Origin of the sequence: Abyssisolibacter fermentans, from assembly GCF_001559865.1 — a bacterium.
Lineage (GTDB): Bacteria > Bacillota > Clostridia > Tissierellales > MCWD3 > Abyssisolibacter > Abyssisolibacter fermentans.
Genome location: NZ_LOHE01000097.1, coordinates 1 through 5,000 on the forward strand (window position 1 = coordinate 1; position 5,000 = coordinate 5,000).

At 32.1% G+C, this 5,000-nt stretch carries 3 protein-coding genes; all 3 read left to right on the forward strand.

What is annotated here, in order from left to right; genetic code table 11:
• Window positions 1–103: 103 nt before the first annotated feature.
• Window positions 104–286: a hypothetical protein gene (locus tag AYC61_RS21615; protein WP_162265488.1), complete on the forward strand. Its 183-nt coding sequence runs from the start codon at window positions 104–106 to the stop codon at window positions 284–286.
• Window positions 287–1,149: 863 nt separating this feature from the next.
• Window positions 1,150–2,262 carry an S-layer homology domain-containing protein gene (locus AYC61_RS18650; RefSeq protein ID WP_066506674.1) on the forward strand — a complete coding sequence of 371 codons (1,113 nt, stop codon included), beginning with the start codon at window positions 1,150–1,152 and terminating at the stop codon, window positions 2,260–2,262.
• Window positions 2,256–5,000 (forward strand): DUF5704 domain-containing protein (locus AYC61_RS18655; protein WP_242866844.1); only part of this gene is annotated, 2,745 nt, incomplete at its 3' end. The genes AYC61_RS18650 and AYC61_RS18655, both read left to right, overlap by 7 nt.

Here is a 5,000-nt window from a genome sequence, read left to right on the forward strand (position 1 = left end):
GCTTAATGTTTTTGTGTTGAAGCTATACAAGACATTTTTTTTACTCGGAGATGCCTATATTTTTCTGATGAGTTGATGATGAAAAAATATAGGCATCAATGTCGTGCACAAAAAATGTCATGCAGCTTCTAAGGGATATAATGGTTTGAATTCTCTAGGGTCAGGCGGTGTGAGTAAGAAGTTAATACATGATGGAGATTCATTACTAAATGGAGAGGGGCACGAATCTGAGAATCTTTGCTGTTCCTGTAAAGAAGCAATTTTTTTCATTAAACAAAAGCGTTGAAAAAATTACTTCTTAAAAGTCACCTACAAAGAAACCTCAGATTGAGCCCTAGTAAGTTTATTGGTAGGGATAGTTGTTGAGGTTTTAATAGAGTAGATTTGTATTAAAGATTAATAAGCTTCTAAAATTGCTAGGGTAAACCTATGAGGGAAGTATAGCTGAAAATTTTTGTATTGAAGCCATACATGACATTTTTTTTACTCGGAGATGTCTATATTTTTCTGATTATTTAAAGATGAAAAAATATAGGCATCAATGTCGTGGTCAAAAAATGTCATGTAGCTTCTAAAAGATTTATTGGTTTGAATTCTTTAGGGTTAGGCGTTGTGAGTACGAAGTTATTACATGCTTGTGATTCAATACTAAATGGAAAGGGCAAGTATCTGAGAATTTTTGCTGGTTCAGACAACAGGCAATTCTTATTTATAGTGTAAAATCGATGATAAAACTGCCTGTTGAATTCACCTACAAAGAAACCTCGGATACTTGCCTAGTTAGTATATTGGTTGTAGTAGTTATTATAGCAGGTATTTGGGGTCATATTAGGGTTGGAAGGTTTTGCTTGAAACTTTAAAAAAATGCATTGAAAAAATTACTTCTTAAAAGTTACTTGCTAAGAAATCTTAGATTGAGTCCTAGTGGATTTATTGGTTGGAATTGTTGTTATAAAGTTGTTTGTTGTTTGTGTAGGGTAATGCCATTAGATAACGTATATTGAAAATATAATTTTCCATCAAGTATAAAAAATAGTACATAAAAAAGGTTTTTTGACTATAAATATAGAAAAATATAGAATTGTAAGCAGTTAAAAAAATATAAAGGTAATATTACAAAATAATTAATGTTTTCAGGGGGGAAACTACATGAAAAAAGTATTTATTTTAACGTTATCAATAATATTAATATTCTCACAAGTAGCATTAGCAGGCAATTTTGAGGATGTAAAGGACGGTTATTGGGCAAAAGAAAACATAGAGTTGTTAGTATCAAAAGGAATAGTAAATGGATATCCTGATAAAACTTTTAGACCAAAAAACACAATATCAAGAAGTGAGTTTTCAAAGCTAATACAAGAATTATTGGGATTACCACTTAATAATGATGATAGTGAAATAATATTTGAAGATATAGAAGAAAATTGGGCAAAAGGAAGAATTAAAACATTAGTAAAAAAAGGGATAATAGATGTAGAAGATTATAAAGAAGGCTTTAAACCAAACGAGCCAATGACAAGAGTAGAAATGGCAAGAATGATAATAAAAGCATTGGAGATAGAGACAAAAGAAATAGATAAGACAAGCTTCGAAGATGACAAAGAGATAAGTAAAAAAGATAAAAAATACGTAAGTACAGCAAAAGACACAGATATAATAACAGGCTATCCCGACAAAACCTTCAAACCAAACACCACAGCAACAAGAGCAGAAACGGCAGCAATGATAGTAAGGATGATAAATTATCTAAATAATGATGATTCAGTAGAAGTAGTAGAAGGAATCAAGTTTAATAAAGTTGATGATGTAGTATCACAACCAGGCTATGTAAACGATCAAGCAATGAAGCTAGACAAACAGCAGGAATTTATAATGAAGTTTTTTGAAAACTTGAAATTTACAGAAGAAGATGGAGAGAGCTATGTGTCAGGATATTTGTCTAATGTTCCAACGGGATATAAATGGTCAGTTGTAATAAATGTTTATTATATAGACGATGAAGACTATGATACATTTCATTCAAATACAAAAGCAAGACAAGATATTCTAATGAAAACAGGAGAAAATTTCAAATTTAAGTTAAAACATAATAAAGATGTAATAGAAATAATAACAATACCTATTAGAATTAAGAAAGACACAGGAGCAGAAAATGGTCTATTTATACTAGATTATCCAGATAAAACATTTTGTAAATGTGGAAAAATGAAAGATAAATGGTTAAATGATAGTATAAATTGGGAGGAAATGTTCAAGTGGTAAAAAGAAAGCTAATATGTTTATGTATAATTATTTCTTTACTAATTACATTAAATATAAATATGAAATGCAGCATAGCGGAAGAAGACAAAGCACCAAAGGTTCAAGTACATTTCTTAACGCAGGAAGGACCTTTGGAAAGCTATGAAGAGATAGGAACTGCAATTAAACAAGATTATCTTGAAATGTGGCATTACAGTGGAGGTTGCTGGAAAGGTGTAATAGGTGGAAAAGAAATTCGTCTTGGAGATACAGAAATGAAAAAGAAATGGAATAAGCCTAGTTATTTGAGCGAAATGTTAATGAATAAAGGAAAAGAATTAGACTTTGAAATAGAACTGCCAGCTACTGTAAAGGAAGAACTAAGTGCTTTAGGAGATGATGAAGAAATACATGTATATATTAAAGGTACTACTCATAAAATAGAAGATATATTTAGGCAGGATACACTTCCAACTTGCGAAATAGAAGGAGATAAAATAATAATACATGCATATCCTAAATTGAATTGTATAGATGAAACTTATAAAAATTATGTTTCAGGCTTAAACAAAACCATACCAATAACAGAAGAAAACTTTGGCAACAACCTATACTCAGTGTTTAAAAGAAGCGATGATGCACATCTAGGAATGGCATATGCAACACATTCAGACGAAGAAGGAAAAATCCCATATTGGGGAATAGAAAATGCAAGAGGATATCTAAAAGAAGGGTATAAAGTAGATACAACCAAAAACGAAACAACTAGAAGAAATTCTTCAGAAGTGAAAATAGGAATAGATACCTTCAAAAACGCAGGAGCAGTAGGACTAAACTTCATATACCCAATGGAGCTGAAATTCTACAAAAAACCATCAGCAGGAGGAAAGATAAACATAAAGCATGTAACAGACACGGGTGCAGCATTAGGACAATATGATTACAGTAAAGAAATGTACAAAGACAAGACCTACAGCATAAATGCACAGAGCATAAATGGGTACGAATTTGATGGTTCAATGTTAGCCTATGATACAGTACCAACAAATAAAACAAGCAAAAGTAACTATGAGATAACATATGACGGTTCATACAATGAAGCGAATATAGTATTTATATACAAACAAACAGCAGGACAGACAAATGTAGAAAGTAACATGGATGCACAGCCTTCAGCGGTTATAAAAGCAGATGACAGAGGAGACGAGAAATTTGACGTAGAACTTGGAATACCAACAGAAGAAGACCTTTATGCAAATGTGTTCGCAAAAGAATACCTATCAGATTACGAATTCAAGCAGATAAAAGGTACGAAAGAACTAACAGTAACAGCAGTAAAAACATATGAACTAACGTGGAAAGAAAAGCATGAATATACAGAAACTAAAGAGAATGAAGAAGGAGAAGAAGTAGAAGAAAAAGTTGTAGAATGGATAGATAAATCAGACACAGAAACCATAACAAAAACCTATAAAATAGGAAGACTCTATGATTATTGGATAATAGATAGATTAGAAGTATACAAACTTACAGGAGCAACACTGAAGAACACGGCGTTTCCTGGCAATGATATAATATCACTACAAACAGAAAACTACAAACCACCTGAGGTAGAAGTATGGCATAGCAATAGCTTAGAAGACCATATAGAAGAACCAGAGTTATATCTTGATTTAGGAACAAAAACGTTAAATGGAGGAAGAAGAGGAAGACCAACTCCATCAGAAGATCTAAGAACAGAAGCAGATAATAAATTAGGAAAACTAACAGTAAAAAATGATAGATTGATATTTAACAATGAGACAATAATGTCAGATTCGCAAGAAATAGCAAAGGCAGAAGCTCCAAATGAAATTCCAATAGCGGGTACAATAACAAATGACGTACTATATCAAAAAGATATCACAATAGATGAAAAAGAAAGAAATGGCGAATATCAAAGTGAAGGAACAGTACATTATCAAAGAATAGAAGAAATAAATCCGACAAATCAAGAACAGTATAATCAAGACATAGAGTCAATAAACCAAGTAGTAGTTCATGCACCAGTAGTATGTTATGCAAAAATAAATGACGACAAAGACTATAATCAAGAAATCAATCCAGATGGCGATAGAATCTCCCTAATATTAGGACGAGCATCAAGCATAGAGCTACCAACAACAGGTCAGCATAGAGAAATAAAAGGATATGGAGAAAGAGACTATGCAAAATACACAGACTACAAAGAGGTTCGATTTCCATTTGACGTATATATGGATACCACATATAGAGAAGCAGGTAAATATCTAAAAGCGGAAACATGGTGTGAAATACCCCTAGAACAAACAAAAGTAGACATATACATACCAATATGGGTAGACGAAGGAGATTACGAAGTAGAATTCAGAGAAGTATCAAAAAATGTCAATATAGGAGATAAAACACTACCTTTGTTTAATGAAGAAATAAATTCATACGTGGCAACAAAAGACATACCAGTTAGAGTAATAGGTAGACTATATGGAATGAAAATAACAGATGTAGTAAATTATCCACTTTGGGAAGAAGTATTTAGAGTAGGAGAAAAAACATCAAAGCATACAGGAAACTACTACTGGGCAGGTTTAAATAATCATAACGGAGAAACTGTAAGAAATGACAAACGTCAGACTTTACCATTACTAGAGGGAAGTCACCCTAAATATATAAATAGGGGTGCAATGAAACCAGGTTACAAATTTAGATTTGAACTAGAGAGTATAGGAAACTACTTCGGA